This is a genomic window from Corallococcus sp. AB049A (assembly GCF_003668885.1).
Classification (GTDB): Bacteria; Myxococcota; Myxococcia; order Myxococcales; family Myxococcaceae; genus Corallococcus; species Corallococcus interemptor.
The window spans coordinates 50,204-65,416 of sequence record NZ_RAWL01000002.1; the positions used below are offsets into that span (position 1 = coordinate 50,204).

The following is a 15,213-nucleotide window of genomic DNA, read 5'->3' on the forward strand; positions in this document are numbered from 1 at the left end:
CTTTTCGTCGACGTCTCGGACAGCCCCCCGGTCCTTTCATTGTCTCCCTCCCTGGCAATCCCTTGCGTGACGGGCGTATGCTTTTCCCCACGAGAGTGGGCCCGGGGGGGCTGGCAACTCCTGTTCATACCGTGCGGTCCGGTCGGAGCCTCCATGGGGGAGGTGGCTCCCACCCTCGATTGGCGCTTGCCGCGAAACGAGGCTGCCTGTGACTGTGAAACGCATCATTGGAGTGTTTGTCTGCTGCGGATGCACCGTGCTGGTGGGCTGCGGGACGCCAAGGCCTGCCCGGATCGGGCGCTCCCTGGCGCTGCCCAACGGAGAGCCCCGGACGCCATGCGAGAGTGAGGACTGGTACGACCTCGCGCCGGCCCGTATCGAGGCAAGGGCCCAGAGCGGCCTCGGGAACTACCAGGTCCATTACTTCAAGGACTACGAGGGCATCGGCGTCTTCAAGGTGGGCAAGGACCAACCCGAGCCGCTCGAAGGCTTGTGGGCCAGGCTGGGCGAACCCGAGCTCCAGCGCAGACATGAAGAGCGCCTCGAGCCCGTGAAAGCCGCGCAACGGCACAGCCTGTACTGGAGCCTGGGGAGCCTGGGGGGAATCGCCGCGGGGCTCGGGACGGCCGTCGCGCTCGTGGACAAGAATGATACCGCCGCCTCCGTGGCTGGCGTCACCGGACTCGTCGCGGGCGTGGTGGGACTCGTGGGGGCCCTCGTCTCCGCCCCCACGGCCCGGGACGTCCTGGATGCGAACGCGCGGGCCAGCCTGCTCATGCCCGGGGAGGACGACGTGTTCGCGGGAAGGCGCGGGGTCAACACCCTCAACAGCGTGCGCAGGCTCCAGTGCGGCGGGCGGCCCGTGGCCTTCACGGAGGAACGTCCGGCGGATTCGCGCGTCGCGGAAGAAGCCGTCCCCGCGTCGAAACCCCACGTCGCGGAAGAGGCCGTCCCCGCGTCACAGCCACGGGATGCGCAGCAGCCCGCCACTCCGGTGAAGGCGCGCGGCGAGCCGCAGAAGCCCATCACCGTCTGGCCGCCGCCCTCCAGCCCCTGAGGGCCCGCGGACGGCCGCTGTCCATGATGGCGGCTGAAAAAGCGAAGGGCCCGGAACCTTTCGATTCCGGGCCCTTCTAGTGGCGAGGAGTACGGGACTTGAACCCGTGGCCTCCGGCGTGACAGGCCGGCGTTCTAACCAACTGAACTAACTCCCCACAAAAATCTATATGGGCGGAACAGGGATTGAACCTGTGACCATCGCCTTGTAAGGGCGCCGCTCTACCGCTGAGCTATCCGCCCTGCGCGGCCCCGCCGTGATTCAGTGAGGCGGCTTGTACCGTCCCCATCCGCCCCCGTCAAGCATCTGTTTTCGGGGCACCTGAATCGCGCTCTGCCCCCTCGGCGGGGGGCGGATCCGACGACCGCGGATCCGCCTGCTAGGCCCGGACCTTCCACCGGCGCACGCGGCGGCGGGAACGGGGAATCATCACCACGGCGCCCACCAGCAGGGCCACCGGCACGAACACCAACATCGTCTGCATCATCGCCTCCATGCCCTACAACATACGGAGGCCGTCTGACATCCTGACGGGGAGTTCGTGACTTTCAGGAAACGACATTCCAACCCGCCGGGCTTCCGGCTGCCCTGGCGGGCAGGGGGCCGGACTGGCGGTGGGCGGGGCCGCTACCGCGTGACGTCGACGGTGTAGACGCCGTCACCGGACGTGGCGGTGCCCGTCACGTGGGTGCTGCCCGGCGTGCGGCGGACCTGGCCGGTGCCGTCGTCCTCGATTTCACCCGTGAGGGTGAGGTCCAGGGTGCCGCTGCCCTCCAGGTCCCCGGTCATCTGGAAGGGCCCCTTGAGCGTCCCGGTGAACGTGCCGCCCGGGATGTCGCGCAGCTGGAGGGTGAGCTCCGGCTGCGCCGCCGTGTCCGTGCTGGAAGCGTAGGTGATGTTCACCGGGTCCTCGTCCCCACCCAGGGCAATCTCGCCATCGGAGTACCCGGTCATGCCAATGCGCAGGCGCATGCCCTTGTTGGCCGAGCTGCCCTGGTCCACCTGCCCGGTGACCACCAGCGTCCCGGAGGCGGCGCCCGCCGTGGACTGGGCCGGGATGTTCGCGCTGGACGCGGCGTTGAAGCCGGCGAAGCCCAGCTGCAGGGCCTTGCTCACGGACGGGTCCAGCCCGAGGTACGCGCGGCGGGCCTGCTCGTCGGAGCTGATGTCGTCATCACCGCAAGCCGTGAGGCCCAGGGACAGGATGAGGGAACACGCGACAGCGGTCACGGAACGCGAAAGGGGTCTGAGCATGATGGGAATCTCCTGTCACCCAAAGCCAGGAGACCCCGGCCGGTGACGACCGGCCACGCGCCTCAATCCCAGACGCATCAATCGACCGTCACCAGCACGAACTTGTTGTTGATGTCCCGGTCCACGGGCGTCACCACCTGGTCCGGCCGCGGCGAAGAGCGGCCCTCCATGCCCGGGCGCGAGGACTGCCAGCCCAGGAAGCCGGCCACCGCCAGGAACGCCAGCCCCAGCAGCGCCTCCGCGGACACCTGCGCCCGCGACGCCACCGCGCCCAGCGTGGCCGCGCCGGACAGCAGCAGCAGCGACACCGCGCGGGCGCCCGGTGACGCCTTCTGCTTCGCGCGCGGAGCAAACGCGTCGAACGCGAGGTACGCGCCGCAGGCCAGCAGCACCAGCGTCACCAGGTCCCCCCTCCACAGCGGGCGCGCGGCGAAAGAAGAAGTGCGCGCCTTCCCAGAAGGGGTACACGTAGTCGCGGCGCTCGATCATCATCCGAGCCACCTCGCCGTAGTGCGTCTCCCAGGTACGGCAGGAACAGGAGGGCCGCGAAGCTGGCGGTGGCCACCACGACGCGCGTACTGACGGGCAGCTGAAGCCACCCCTTCATCCCATTCGCGGAGAGGGTCCCCTTGCCGAGAATGGCCTCGGTGAAGGTCTGCTCCGGCTGCTGTTCGCCTTCGCTCGCCACGGGCTGGGGCTCCTTGAGTCGGTTCGGGCGGATGCCCCGTGCACACCGGCACGGGCCTCGGCTTTCTATCCCCGCCGCCTCCGCTGCGCTCCGGCATGTGCCGCATCCTGGGCGTGCGGCTCGCGCCGCGCGAGCGCCAGACCCTGGAGCTGCTCCTGCTGGGACTCGGCGACAGCACGGGCTTCGTGGTACGGCTGCCAGCATCATGAGCCGCCGTTCCCGACGCCTTTTGACGACTGTCCTTGGAGCGTTCCTCCTGTGCTGCGTCTCGTTGCCGTCATGGGGCCAGACGCCGCCCACGCGCACCGCCCTGCGCGCCGCCCGGCTCTTCGACGGGAAGAGCGACCGGCTCCTTCCGGACGCGGTCGTGCTCATCGAAGGCACGACCATCCAGGCCGTGGGCAGCGGCCTCTCCATCCCCCCGGGGACACGGGTCATCGACCTGGGCGACGTCACGCTGCTGCCCGGGCTGATCGACGCGCACTCCCACCTGCTGCTGGACGTCGACCCGTCGAACGAAGGAGGCGGCCTCCTCACCCCTGTCGCCCAGAGCAGCACCGCCGAGCGCGCGCTCCTGGGCGCGAAGCTGGGCCGCGAGATGCTCGAGGCCGGTGTCACCACGGTGCGCGACGTGGGCAACTCCGGGGTCAACGGCGATGTGGCGCTGCGCAACGCCATCCAGCGGGGCTGGGTGCAGGGCCCGCGCATCTCCGCCTGCACCCGCGCGCTCGCGCCCCAGGGCGGGCAGTTCCCCACGCTCCAGCCTCCGGCCCAACCCCTCATCGAGCAGGAGTACGTCACCGTCTCCGGCGTGGAGGAGGCCCGGCGCGCCGTGCGGCAGGCGCTGGTGGACGGCGCGGACTGCATCAAGGTCATCGTCGACAACGGGCACAACCTCCTCTCGTTGGAGGAGCTGAAGGTCATCGTCGAGGAGGCCCACCGCATGAAGCGTCCGGTGGCGGCGCACACCACCACCGACGCGAGCATCCGCATCGCGGTCCAGGCGGGCGCCGACTCCATCGAGCATGGGTACTCCCTCCCCGATGACGTGCTGGCCCCCATGGTCCGCAAGCGCATCTTCCTGGTGCCGACGGATGGCCCGATGGACGCATGTGACTTCTTCGATACCCAGACCGGCGACGCGGAGCGCCGGCGCCAGATGAAGGAGCGCTGCAGGAAGAACATGGCCAGGGCCCAGGAGCGCCTTCGCCGCGCGGTGGCCGCGGGTGTCCGGATCGCCGCGGGCTCGGACATGTACACCGTGATGCCAGGAATGACGCGAGGCCAGGCCAGCGTGAAGTGGTTCGTCGCCTATACAGAAGCGGGGCTCAAACCCGTGGACATCCTGCGCGCCGCGACCGTGAACGCCGCGGAGCTGCTGCGCATGCAGGACCAGGTGGGCTCGCTCGCTCCGGACAAGCGCGCGGACCTGCTCGCGGTGGAGGGGGATCCGCTCAAGGACCTCCAGGCACTGATGCAGGTCCGCTTCGTGATGAAGGACGGACAGGTGGTCCTGGACGCGCGTCCTACGAGGTCGCCTTGAAGTCAGCGGCGGACAGGCCGTGCCGCTTGAGCAGGTCGTAGAAGTCGCTCCGGTTGCGCCCGGCCATCCGCGCCGCGGCGCTGACGCTGCCGTTGCTGCGGCGCATGGCCTCCGCGAGGTAGGCGCGCTCGAAGGCGTCGCGGGCCTCGCGCAGCGAGGGCAGGTCCCCGGTCCCGACGGGGACGCCAGGCAGCTGCGTGCTCTCCACGGGGGCTCGCTCCAGCGCCTGCCCCAGCCGGGGCACATGCCGCGGTTGCAGCTCGTCCGCGCCGGCCAGGAGCACCGCGGCCTCCATCTCGTGGATGAGCTCCCGGACGTTGCCGGGCCAGCCATAGCGCTGCAGCAGCTCCACCGTCGCGGGCGCCAGGCGCGGCGGGCGCAGGCCATAGCGGTTCGCCGTGCGCTCCAGGAAGAGCTGCGCGAGCAGCGGGATGTCCTCAACCCGCTCGCGCAGGGGCGGCAGCTCGATGGGCACCACGTGCAGCCGGAAGTAGAGGTCCTGCCGGAAGCGCTTCGCGGCCACCTCCTCCGACAGGTCCCGGTTGGTGGCGGCGACCACCCGCACGTCCACGGGCTCCTCCACGTCCGCGCCCACGCGCGTGAGCCGCTGCTCCTGCAGCACGCGCAGGAGCTTCACCTGCACGGACGGGGACGCCTCGCCAATCTCATCCAGGAACAGCGTGCCGCCGTTGGCCGCGCCGAACAGGCCCTCGCGCTCGCGCACGGCCCCGGAGAACGCGCCCTTCACGTGACCGAACAGCTCGCTCTCCAGCAGCTCCGGAGGAAGTGCGCCGCAGTTGACGGCGACGAAGCGCTCCGCGTTGCGGCGTGAGAGCACGTGGAGCATCCGCGCCGCCAGCTCCTTGCCGGTGCCACTCTCGCCGGTGAGCAGGACGGTGGCGTCCGTGGGGGCGATGCGGGCAAGCACCTCGCGTACGCGGGAGATGGCCTCGCTGACGCCCAGGAGCAGGGGCTCACCGTCCTCGCCCATGCGCCGCCGCAGCTCGGCCACCTCGCGGCGCAAGAGCGAGCGCTCGAGCGCGTGCGTGAGCTTCTGCATCAGCTCGTGGTCGTGGAACGGCTTGGTGAGAAAGCCGTAGGCGCCCTCCTGCATGGCCTGCACCGCGGTCTCGATGGAGCCGTGCGCGGTGAGCATGATGACGGACAGCTCGGGGGCCCGCTGCCGCACGGCCCGCAGGACGTCCATGCCGTCCATGTCCTCCAGGCGCAGGTCGAGCACCATCGCGTCCACGCGCTCCTGCGACAGCCTGCGCAGGGCGGCCTTGCCCTCGCCCTCCACCGTCACGCGGTAGCCGCGGGAGGTCATCCGCATGGACATGAGCTCCGCCAACTGGAGGTCATCGTCCACCAGGAGCACGTGGGGCTGCGGGCCGGTGGGTTCAGGCGTCAAGGCGGGCTCCAGGGGACGCGGGGTCCTCGAGGGGAATCCAGAAGATGAAGGTGGCTCCAGGCCCGGAGGTCTCCGCGAGCGACAGCTCGCCTCCGTGCGCGGTGATCATCTCACGCGCGATGGTCAGGCCCAGCCCCGTGCTGCGGCGCCCGCCGACCTCCAGGCTCGCGAAGGGGCGGAAGATCCACTCGCGCGCGTGCGCGGGCACGCCCGGGCCCTCGTCCGAAACGGACAGCTGGACCGCCGGCACGGAGCTGGCGGCGCCCGGGCGCTTGCGGCCCACCAGCTCACACGAGATGCGCACCGTCTTGCCCGCGCTGGAGACGGAGATGGCGTTGCTCACCAGGTTGGACAGGGCGCGTTCAACGAGCGCGGTATCCATGGGCGCGCGCACGGGCTTCGCGGCGGGTTCGTACACCAGCTGGACCTTGCGCTCGTCCGCTTCGAAGGCGAGGTCCTGGAGGACGTTCTGGACGATCTGCTCCACCGAGGCCCCGGCATTGCGCTGCAGCGGCTGGCCGGACTGCACGCGCGACAGGTCCAGCACGGACGTCACCATGCGGATCTCACGCTCGCACGCCGCCTGGGCGAGCTTCACCACGCGCGCCTGCTGCGTCGTCAGGGGCCCCGTGCTGCCATCCCCCAGCAGCGACAGCGCCTCGCGCACCCGGGCCAGCGGCGTGCGCAGGTCATGGGACACCGACGCCACGAAAGCGCTCTTGAGCTGATCCAGCTCCGCCAGGCGGCCGCGCATGCGGTCCAGGTCCAGCGAGAGCGCGCGCAACTCCTCGGGGCCGCGCAATGGAGGCAGCGGGCTGAAGTCCCCCTGGCCGATGCGGCGCGCATGCGTGGAGAGCAGCGCCACCGAGTTGGACACCGCGCGCGCCTGCGACAGCGCGAGCACTCCCGCGGCGAGGATGCCCAGCAGGCCGAAGAGCCCACCGGAGCGCAGCGCCGCCGAGCCGATGGAGCGCGCATGGTCCTCCTTCGCCTGGATGGCCAGGCGCATGTCCCGCGTGCGCTCGGACCACACCGTGGTCAGGACCTCGTCCAGGTGCAGCCGCCGCTCCCTCAGGGGGAATGACAGCATCGACTCACAGGTGCCGGCCTGCTCCAGCTGCAGGGCGTACTGCACGTAGTCCTGGGCGCTCGCGCGAAAGCCCGCCTCCAGCTGCTCCGTGCCGGCGCCGAGCGCGGTCTGGAGGTCCTGGCGTGCGCTGGCGACAGCGCGGTGCACGGAGGCCGCGCTGTCCTCGTGCTGCTCGCAGGCCACCACGCCCCGCCGCACCGCCAGCTCGAGCGCCCAGGCCGCGACGTACACGCGCTGCTCGCGCTCGAAGGCCGCGAGTTCCTCGTGCCCCACGCTCGCCACCACCTCGTGGGTGTGCATGAGGCCCACGGCCATCTGTGAGAACGCCGCCACCAGCAGCGCGGTCACCACCGCGTAGGACAACAGGAGCCGGGCGCGCAGTCGAAGCACCAACATGGCGCGCAATCTAGCGCGCGCCCGAGGGCGCGGCCCGGCCCTTCGCACGGCCGTCCGCCGGTCCCGACAGTGTCGGCCGGAGCCGACAGGAGGGCTGAAGGGCTGGACCGACAGGCGGCATCCGCTTCCCTCTGGGAGAGCCCGTGGCACGGCATCTGTAAGAGGCCGTCCACCATGCGTTCGACGACCGCTCTCTCCAAGCGACCCTTCTCGACCCGGCGTACGGGCGAGCTCCTCCAAAGCTGGCGCGAGATGGTGAAGCCCAGCAGCCTGCCAGCCGACGCGGCCGCAGGCCTCAGCGTGGCGTGCGTGGCCCTGCCGCTCAACGTCGCGCTCGCGACCGCCGCGGGCCTGCCCGCGAGCGTGGGCCTTGTCTCCGGTGTGGTGGCGGGTGTCGTGGGCGGACTGCTCAGTGGCAGCCGCTACCAGGTCACCGGCCCGGAGGCGGCGCTCTTGCCCCTGGCCGCGGCCATCGTGGCGGCGCATGGGGCCGCGGGGCTCGCCATCGCCACGGTGCTCGCGGGCGCCATCCAGGTGGTGCTGGGGCTCGTGCGCGCCGGGCGTTTCGCGCGGCTCATCCCCCGCCCGGTGGTGATGGGCTTCACGGTGGGCATCGGGCTCCTGCTCCTCAACACACAGCTGCCCAGGCTGTTCGCGGTGGAGGACACGCACGCGAACGCCGTGGCGCTCGTGACCCAGCGCACCTGGGGCGCTCACGTGGGCTGGCTCGGGGTCGCCGCCGGAGCCCTGACGGCGCTGGCCATGGTGGCCCTGCCCCGCGTGCACAAGCGCATCCCCGCGGTGCTGGTGGGGCTGACGCTCGGCACCGTGCTGATGGTCACGCTCGGGGCGGGTTACGACGCTGTGGGCGCGCTGCCGCGCTCGCTGCCCATGCCTTCGCTGCCGTCCTTCGAGGGCGTGCACTTCGCGAGCCTCCTGCCGGCGGCCCTGGGCCTCGCGCTGCTGGCGTCGCTCGGCTCGCTGCTCGCGACGAGTTCTCTTGATGCGCTCACCGGTGCGCGCACGCACAGTGACCTGGACCAGGACCTCATCGGGCAGGGTCTGGCGAACATGGCGGCCGGCGTGTTCGGCGGCTTCCCGGTGATGGGCGCCATCGTGCGCGCCAGCGCGTCCATTCAAGCGGGTGCCCGCACCCGCGCCGCCTCCGTCCTGCACGCCCTGTGGCTCTTCGTGGCCATGGCGATGCTCGCGTCGCTGGTGGCTCGCATCCCCATTGCCGCACTCACCGCCATCCTGCTGGTCGTGGGGGTGCGCCTGCTCAATCTGGAGGGCCTTGTTGCCATGTGGAATCAGTCCAAGTCGACGTTGAGCGTGGTGCTCGTCACCGCGCTGGGCATTGCAGTGTTCAACGTGTTCGCCGGCATCGGGGCCGGGCTCGCGCTGGCGAGCCTCCTCTACGTGCGGCGCCATGGCGCCTTGCGGCTGGAGGTGCAGCGGGTGGAGGACGTGTCGCAGCTGCAGCGCGGCCTGCACATGCAGCCGCCGGAGGCGCCCAACGCCCCCGAGGCGCTGGACCTGCTGGTCGCGCGCGTGGACGGGCCCATCCTGTTCATCAACCACCTGAAGCTCTACGACCTCGTCGAGGGTCCGCCCTGGGCGAAGCTGGTGGTCGTGGACCTGGCGCGGGTGTCGCTGGTGGACGCCGCCGGTGTGGCGACGCTCCAGTACCTGGCGGAGTTCCTCGCCGTGCGAGGCTCGCACCTGGCCCTGGTGAAGGTGCCGCCCCACCTGGAGGCCGCGATGGAGCCGCTGACGCAGCACCTGCTCGAGAAGCGGCTGCACGGCTCGCTCGAGGGTGCGCTGCTGGGCGCGGGCCTCATGCCTCCCGCCCCCATGGAGGAGCCGGTCGTCCACCCCGCGCACGCGTCCATGGAGCCGGTCTCCCGCCCCGCGCACTCCGCGCAGTTGTAGGCGTGGCGCTGTCCGTGGGTTGCGGCCAGGCCGTAGCGAGCACCGAGGAGGAACTGTCGGATTCCGTCTCCCCGCAGAACGAGGTGTCCGCGCTGGGCGGTGAGGGCGGTGGGCATGATGGCGGCCCCCACTGCCCGCCTCCTCACTGCCCGGTGGCTTGCGGCCCCCACGGCGACAAGGTCCGCATCTGCCACCACGCGCCGCCCGACCAGCCGGGCTCGAAGACCCTCGAGCTCTGCCTGCCCATCCCCGGCGCCTCGGCCCACCTGCGTGAGCACGACGAGGACACCTTCGGCTGCTCTCCGACGGCCCCCCAGGTCCGGGGCGGCTCAAAGGTGGAATCGGGCTCCCTGTCAGGAACCTCCCGGGTGAAACTGTCGGTGGCCGGCGCAATGTCTGGCCGCGAGGGGGCCCGGTGGACCGCAAGGATGATGGCAGCCGCGAGGTAGTCGTTGGAACGCAGTATCCGCTCGGGCAGCTGGCCCGGGCGCTCCAGACGACCCAGGAGCACCCGGACGCGGAAGCGCGGGCCCGCGCGCAGGACAAGGTGCGTGCGTGGACGGAGGTCTTCTCCGGCATGCTCCAGGGCACGCTGGCCATCGGCTCCCGCGTGCCCGTGGCGGAGGTCCCCTCCTGGGCGACGCTGGAGGTCGCCAAGGGCGGCTTCGCCACCGGGCGCCTGCTGGCGGAAGGGGACCTGCAACCGCATGAGCAGGCCCTGCTGTCCCGGCTCCAACGGGACGACGACACGGGCAGCGCGCGAGCGGTGCTGAACGCGTGGTACCTGGGCGAGGAGGGGCTCGCGGAGCTGCGGCGAATGCTCCAGACGGGCGGCTATCGCATCCAGGTCCCCGAGGAGGGCGCGCTGCTCGTCGTGGCGTGGCTGCTCGACCATGATCAGGCGGAGCGCGCGCGAAGCCTGCTCGACCAGCTGGCGCCATTCTTCCCGCGCCTGCGCTTCTACCCGGTGCCGGCCACGACGCCCCAGTCGGACACGGCCTTCGTCCATGTGCGCGAGGTGGAAGCGACGCGAGCGGCGCTCAAGCAGGTCCGCGCGCGCCCCGCGCTCCAGCGCCAGTGGGAGTCCGCGAGGGTCTGGACGCCCCTGTATGACCGCCTCGTGGCGCTCTGGGCGGGGGCGTTGCGCGAAGCGCCCCTGGGTTTCCAGCTCGACGCGGACTTCAAGCAGCGCACGCACACCCTGCTCTCCGACATCGACGGCGCGCTCACGAAGCACACCCTCTGCGCCTGGCCCCGCAAGCCGCAGCTCTCCTTCGGCCGGCTCCTCACCGTGCTCAAGGACGTCGTCCACGCGCGCATGACAATCCTCCCAGGACAGGCGCGGCGTGTGCGCGGCATCCTCGACGCCATCTCCCAGGCGCGCGGCCTGCCGGGCTCCGAGCGCCTGGACGCCCTTCGCACGAAGCAGCGGGAGCTGCTGGAGCGCCCGAGCGTCGTGGACTTCGCCCGCGAGGCCCTGCGCCGGCTGGATGGACTGCCCGGGGACACCGGGCTCGACTCACTCGAGGCCCTGACGGCGCCCGTGAAGGGCTTCGCCATCCCCGCCAGCATCGAGCGCAAGGTGCGGCTCTCCCTGAACGCCCCCGTGGAGACGCTGGTCGAGCAGCGCCTCATCCGCTCCAGCGAGACGCTCGCCCGCGTCGTGCCGCAGCTGTCCGCGCAGGTCCGGGCGCTCGGCATCTCGCAGCCCTCCCTGCGCGCGCTCTACGCGGCCCTGTACACGGCCTTCCGCCGGCGCCGCTCGCTGCTGCTCTTGAACCTGGAGTCCCAGGTGAAGCTGGAGGAGCTGCCGTGGGTGGCCGCCATCGACGCGTACCGGAAGCAAGGACTCACGCAGGAGTCGGCATCCAGGCAGACCCTGGAGCAGTTGCTACGGCTCACGCTGGGCGCGTTCCCGGAGGTGCTCCTGCCCAACAAGCTGCTCCAGGAGGTCCGGGCCCTGCTCAAGAGCGCCGGCCTCCAGGTGCCGGTGGTGGACGAGCTGGCCGCGGACATCTTCATGGGCACCTTCACGGAGAAGTTCCTGGAGGCCGCACAGCAGGCGCAGGAGCTGCTCGCGGGGACGCTGTACGCGCGCTACTACGACCTGCCCTCCGGGCTGCGGGAGATGAACGCCTCGAAGCACGCGAGGCATGAGGCCAGGACCTCGGAGGCCTTCGCGGCCCTGTGCACGGCCCGCGCGAAGGATGGCGAAGACAGCGCGCGGTGGAGCCCCGCAGCCAACGGGCGGATCATCGAGCAGGCGCAGATCCTCACCACCCACAATCTGGCGACGCTGGTGGAGGCCCTGGACCTGCGGCCCGTGCTCGAGCCCCAGCTGGAGGCGCTGGCGCTCCGCTGCTTCACGCGCGTGTGCGAGCTGCTGGAGGCGCGGCCGCCCGGGTACCACTCCAGGCTCCGGAACCTCAAGAACGCCGCCTATGCCTGGCGGCACATGCTGTTCTTCCTCTCGCTGCGGCCCGAGGCCACCCATCCGGCCTTCCTCCAGGAGGTGGAGACCCGGCTCTCGCAGCGCAGGGGTGACCTGCCCCAGCGGCTCGCGCCCGCCATGCTCGGGCTGCGCCACGTGGTGGGCGGCGGACAGCTGAAGGACGCGCCCCCAGGAGCCCGGTGCTTCCTCGGGTGGACCTTGAATCGCCATTGGGCCCTGGGCACGGCCCCCTGAACACCTCAGGGGGCCGTCCCCATCAACGCATCAACGCATCAAGGCAGCGGCGACAGCTGGATGTTGTCGAAGTTCGTGTCCCAGCCGTTCGACGTCGCGAAGGTGACGGACGAGCAGGAGCCCTGCCAGTTCGTCACCACGTGGGTCACTTCTCCCGGCGTCAGGTTGAAGGTGCGCGTGGGCTGGTTGAAGCAGCTCAGGGTGAGCGTCGCGCCCGAGTCCCAGGTGAAGGCATCCAGGCCGACGACGGTGCGCGCCCCGTAGATGTTCAGCTGCCCCTGGTTCACGCCCCCGCCATTGAACGAGATGCTCTGCGTGGTGAACCCGCCCCAGGGCGACCCGAGGTACCACTTGTTCTGCACGAAGTAGAAGGGGCCGTGGGCACCGGTGATGGCCGCGTCCGCGCCGTCGAAGCCATCGAAGGTGACCAGGTTCGTCGAGGCGCCAATGGGGATGCTCAGCGTGCTCGTGTTGTTGCCCGGCACGTTGTCCGTCTCCGAGGCGGTGACGATGGCCTGGAACTGGAACGTGCCGGCGACGGAAGGCACCAGCGTCATGCGGACGACGGCGCTCTGCCCGGCGGGCAGGCTCGTGAATTCGCAGTGCATGACGTCGTTGGTCCAGTAGCCGCACGAGCCCGCCGACGTGGTCGGGTAGAAGGCGAAGGGCGCGAGTCCGGCGGGAACGGGGACGTCGAGCGTGAGGTTGGTGGCCGTCCGCGTGCCGTGGTTCGTCACCGTGATGTCGTAGTCGAGCGCTTCGCCCCGGACGCCCGTCCCGGCGGGGAAGTCATGCTGCACGGACACGTCGACCGGGGACGCGTCACCCGTCGCGGGCACGAAGGCGACGTCCACCCAGAAGTTGGCGTTGTAATAGGTCTCCGTGGGGAAGGCGCTGCCGTTGAGATGGCGCACGCCGTTGCCCCCCGGCGTCAGGGCGGACGGGGCGTGCAGGGGCGGCATGTCCACGCCCGCGCTGGTGAAGTAATTGGACGTGATGCCGTAGTAGCCCCCGGGCGCGAAGTACGACACGACGTAGGTCGTATTCGCGGTGATGCTCACCGGCGTCGGGAACGCCAGCTCGCGCCAGCCGAAGCCGCTCTCCACGGGCGCCGTCACGGTGGTGCCCAGCAGCGTGCCGGTGGCGCTCCACAGGTGGCCCACGGCCGGAGGGGTGTTCGCGCCGCTCTTGTAGTAGCGGACCTTCGTCACCGTGCCCGCGACGTCCGAGTGGAACCGCAGGCCCACCTCCGCCGGCGTGGCGTCCCCGTTGATGCCGTGCGGATCCCCCGTCACCACGTTCCAGAAGCTGCAGGGGTTGCAGTTGCTGGTGCTCGCGAGCGTGGTGGCGGTGACGGTGGCGGACGCGGGCCCCACGTTGCCGGCGGCGTCACGGCCGCGCACGGAGTAGGAGTACGCGGTGGAGGGCGTCAGGCCCGTGTCGCGGTAGCTCGTGGTGGTGCCGGGCAGCTCCGCGATGAGCTGGCTGCCCCGGTAGACCAGGTGCCAGCGCGCGTTGCCCTGCGTCTCACCCGAGCCGTCCACGGACGCGTACCAGGTCAGGTCGATGGCGGTCGGCGAGTTGGGCGTCGCCGCCACGTTCGTGGGCGCCGCCGGGGGCGTGGTGTCATTGGGCTGGAAGGCCACGTCCACCCAGTAGTTGCTGGCCTGGTAGCTGTCGGCGGGGAAGCCGCTCGTGCCGTAGCGGTAGAGGCCGTTGCCGCCGCCCGTCCCGCTCGCGGGCGCGTGCAGGGGCGGCGCATCCAGCGCGGACGCGAAGCCGTTGCTCGTCACGGCGTAGTGCCCCGCGGGCGCGTAGTACGAGACGACGTAGTTCGTGTCGGCGGAGATGGTGACCGGCGTGGCGAAGCGCACCTCCTGCCAGCCGGAGGCCGTCTCGTTCTGGAACGTGGCGGTGGCCAGCAGCGAACCGGACGCCGTCCACAGGCTGCCGGTGTGCGTGCCGGTGTTGCCCGCGCCCTTGTAGAAGCGCACGCCCATGATGCGGCCCGGAGCGTCGCTGCGGAAGCGCACGCCCAGCTCCACCGCGCCGCTGTCATTCGCGGCCGCCACGGCCGGCACCGCGGAGTCACCGAAGAGGGCGCGCTCCCCCGTCAGCAGCGGCTGCGCGGCCTCGTCGGTGCGCGGTGTCTCCGGCTGAGAAGGATTACAGCCCAGCTGGAGGCAGGTGAAACCCACGACCCACGTCGTGACCCATCGTGATGCATGTCGAAGCATTGAGACTCCTTGGGGGGGAAAGACTGGCGATGGAATCTCACACATCACGATTTCATGGAAGAAGGGCCATTCCTGGTTAGCGTATGCAAATGAGGACCGTCGCTGAATGGAAGACCACGCTGCGTGCCGCGATGAAAGAGGCACTGCGCACCCGGAACGCCGCCGCCTCCGCGGTGCTTCGGGAAGCGCTCGCCGCCATCGACAATGCCGAGGCGCCCGACATCCGCGTCGCGCCTGCACCGGCCGGTGGCGGCATCGCGGGCGGCACGGTGGGCCTCGGCAGTGGCGAAGTGGCCCGGCTGCTCCTGTCTCCGGAGACGGTGGATGCGCTCATCCAGCGCGAAATCCAGGAGCGCCGGGACGCGGCCGCGCTCTACCTCCAGCTCGGCAGGCAGGAAGAGGCCCGCCTGCTTCAGACGCAGGTGGAGGTGCTCCTGGCGCTTTGAGCGCGCTCCGGGCCCGGACGTGTTCCCATCACGGGGACATGGCGCGCTGGACCTGCTCCAGGGGGTCCCGGCATTCGACATTCGCGGGTTCCAGGCGGATGCATTGGAGGACTCCGGCTCGTGAGCGCAGCCCGCGAGGAGCAGCACCGCGACACAGGCCACGACCGCACGCTTTGGGTTCGTGCAGGGCTCCTTCTTGAACGATAGCTCAGCGGACGCGGAAGACGGGCTCCACCCAATAGTTGGAGCTCTCCCAGCTCAGCGTGGGGAAGGTGCCCTCGGGCCCGTAGGCGAAGACGCCACCGTCCGCCTCCACGTGCAGCGGCTGGGCGTAGTACGGGATGACGAAGGCCTGCGAGGCCACGGTGTAGCCACCCGCCGGCGCGTAATACGACACGGTGTACGGCGTGTTCTCCTGCACGGCCACGTCCGGATACAGGTCCACCGTCTGCCAGCCGCTGCCCGGCCCGCCC

At 70.8% G+C, this 15,213-nt stretch carries 12 protein-coding genes and 2 tRNA genes; 6 read left to right on the forward strand and 8 right to left on the reverse strand.

Going from position 1 to position 15,213, the window contains the following annotated elements; genetic code table 11:
- Window positions 1-256: 256 nt before the first annotated feature.
- A complete protein-coding gene (locus tag D7X55_RS00470; protein ID WP_121721861.1) occupies window positions 257-1,057 on the forward strand; it encodes a hypothetical protein in 801 nt (266 codons plus the stop codon).
- 80 nt (window positions 1,058-1,137) lie between these two features.
- On the opposite strand, the gene D7X55_RS00475 is transcribed toward D7X55_RS00470, so the two are convergent.
- From D7X55_RS00475 to D7X55_RS43185, 4 genes are all read right to left on the reverse strand, one after another.
- Window positions 1,138-1,214, reverse strand: a tRNA-Asp gene (locus D7X55_RS00475).
- Between the two features lie 13 nt (window positions 1,215-1,227).
- Window positions 1,228-1,299 (reverse strand) — tRNA-Val (locus tag D7X55_RS00480).
- A gap of 385 nt (window positions 1,300-1,684) precedes the next feature.
- A complete protein-coding gene (locus tag D7X55_RS00485; protein WP_147469994.1) occupies window positions 1,685-2,311 on the reverse strand; it encodes a hypothetical protein in 627 nt (208 codons plus the stop codon).
- A gap of 77 nt (window positions 2,312-2,388) precedes the next feature.
- On the reverse strand, window positions 2,389-2,712 hold the full coding sequence (locus tag D7X55_RS43185) for a hypothetical protein (protein ID WP_158616115.1): 324 nt from the start codon (window positions 2,710-2,712) through the stop codon (window positions 2,389-2,391).
- Window positions 2,713-3,037: 325 nt separating this feature from the next.
- Between D7X55_RS43185 and D7X55_RS43190 the strand changes: the two genes are divergently transcribed.
- On the forward strand, window positions 3,038-3,208 hold the full coding sequence (locus D7X55_RS43190) for a hypothetical protein (protein ID WP_158616116.1): 171 nt from the start codon (window positions 3,038-3,040) through the stop codon (window positions 3,206-3,208).
- Window positions 3,209-3,270: 62 nt separating this feature from the next.
- Entirely contained in the window at window positions 3,271-4,542 is a 1,272-nt protein-coding gene (locus D7X55_RS00495) for an amidohydrolase family protein (RefSeq protein ID WP_233609423.1), read from the forward strand.
- On the opposite strand, the gene D7X55_RS00500 is transcribed toward D7X55_RS00495, so the two are convergent.
- Together D7X55_RS00500 and D7X55_RS00505 are read right to left on the reverse strand one after the other, a co-directional pair.
- Window positions 4,526-5,953: a sigma-54 dependent transcriptional regulator gene (locus D7X55_RS00500; RefSeq protein ID WP_120546192.1), complete on the reverse strand. Its 1,428-nt coding sequence runs from the start codon at window positions 5,951-5,953 to the stop codon at window positions 4,526-4,528. The genes D7X55_RS00495 and D7X55_RS00500 overlap by 17 nt on opposite strands.
- On the reverse strand, window positions 5,943-7,439 hold the full coding sequence (locus D7X55_RS00505; protein ID WP_120546193.1) for a HAMP domain-containing sensor histidine kinase: 1,497 nt from the start codon (window positions 7,437-7,439) through the stop codon (window positions 5,943-5,945). The genes D7X55_RS00500 and D7X55_RS00505 overlap by 11 nt, the downstream gene beginning before the upstream one ends.
- 174 nt (window positions 7,440-7,613) lie before the next feature.
- On the opposite strand from D7X55_RS00505, the gene D7X55_RS00510 reads away from it, so the two are divergent.
- A complete protein-coding gene (locus D7X55_RS00510; RefSeq protein ID WP_121721865.1) occupies window positions 7,614-9,371 on the forward strand; it encodes a SulP family inorganic anion transporter in 1,758 nt (585 codons plus the stop codon).
- A 415-nt stretch (window positions 9,372-9,786) separates the two neighbouring features.
- A complete protein-coding gene (locus tag D7X55_RS00520) occupies window positions 9,787-12,057 on the forward strand; it encodes a hypothetical protein (RefSeq protein WP_121721866.1) in 2,271 nt (756 codons plus the stop codon).
- 38 nt (window positions 12,058-12,095) lie between these two features.
- On the opposite strand, the gene D7X55_RS00525 is transcribed toward D7X55_RS00520, so the two are convergent.
- A complete protein-coding gene (locus D7X55_RS00525; RefSeq protein ID WP_233609425.1) occupies window positions 12,096-14,255 on the reverse strand; it encodes a DUF4082 domain-containing protein in 2,160 nt (719 codons plus the stop codon).
- Window positions 14,256-14,383: 128 nt separating this feature from the next.
- On the opposite strand from D7X55_RS00525, the gene D7X55_RS00530 reads away from it, so the two are divergent.
- Window positions 14,384-14,740, forward strand: coding sequence for a hypothetical protein (locus D7X55_RS00530; protein WP_121721868.1), 357 nt, complete (start codon window positions 14,384-14,386; stop codon window positions 14,738-14,740).
- Window positions 14,741-14,948: 208 nt separating this feature from the next.
- On the opposite strand, the gene D7X55_RS00535 is transcribed toward D7X55_RS00530, so the two are convergent.
- Window positions 14,949-15,213, reverse strand: a 265-nt coding sequence (locus D7X55_RS00535) for a DUF4082 domain-containing protein (RefSeq protein ID WP_147469995.1), incomplete at its 5' end; no start/stop codon positions are given.

Coding starts and splice junctions, on each gene's coding strand:
- D7X55_RS00485 (WP_147469994.1), bottom strand. CDS start 2,311: ATGCTCAGACCCCTTTCGCGTTCCGTGACCGCTGTCGCGTGTTCCCTC.
- D7X55_RS00505 (WP_120546193.1), bottom strand. CDS start 7,439: ATGTTGGTGCTTCGACTGCGCGCCCGGCTCCTGTTGTCCTACGCGGTG.
- D7X55_RS00510 (WP_121721865.1), top strand. CDS start 7,614: ATGCGTTCGACGACCGCTCTCTCCAAGCGACCCTTCTCGACCCGGCGT.
- D7X55_RS00530 (WP_121721868.1), top strand. CDS start 14,384: ATGAGGACCGTCGCTGAATGGAAGACCACGCTGCGTGCCGCGATGAAA.